Raw genomic sequence first — 400 nt, 5'->3', positions numbered from 1 at the left:
ATCCCACCACACCGGCCCGTCGGCCCCGTACGGGTAGACGATCAGGAACGCGTGCGAGCCGGCCGCCTGCGCGTTTCCGTCGGCGTCCAGGTGCAGCCGTCCGGTGTCCTGGTCGAAGCTCAGCCAGTCGGCGACGACCAGGGCTGCACTACCTGGGCCGGCCGCCGCCACCCGCTGCTGTAACTGCGCGTACTGCTCGGCGACCGCCGCCACCCGGTCCACCGGTGTCCCCGGCAGGTCCGCCGGCGGACCGACCCACTCCCCGCCCAACCACTCCTCGGCCCGGCTGATCCCGTCGGCCTCACCCGTGACCCGGTCGATCGTCCCGTCGCCCGCCCGGTCCGGCCAGCGCGGCAACGACACCATCGGCCGACCAAGAAACGTCGACAACCCCGCCAAC

1 protein-coding gene is annotated in these 400 nt (G+C 73.2%); it reads right to left on the bottom strand.

Translation table 11 applies throughout. The features are described from left to right. Positions 1-390, bottom strand: a 390-nt coding sequence (locus ACFHW1_RS28885; protein WP_416616753.1) for a toxin glutamine deamidase domain-containing protein, incomplete at its 3' end; no start/stop codon positions are given. Positions 391-400 lie beyond the last annotated feature (10 nt).

It is taken from the genome of Micromonospora sp. LOL_014 (assembly GCF_048060245.1).
Lineage (GTDB): Bacteria > Actinomycetota > Actinomycetes > Mycobacteriales > Micromonosporaceae > Micromonospora_E.
Note: the sequence above shows the minus strand (reverse complement) of the source record. Positions and strands in the feature narration are given on the sequence as shown.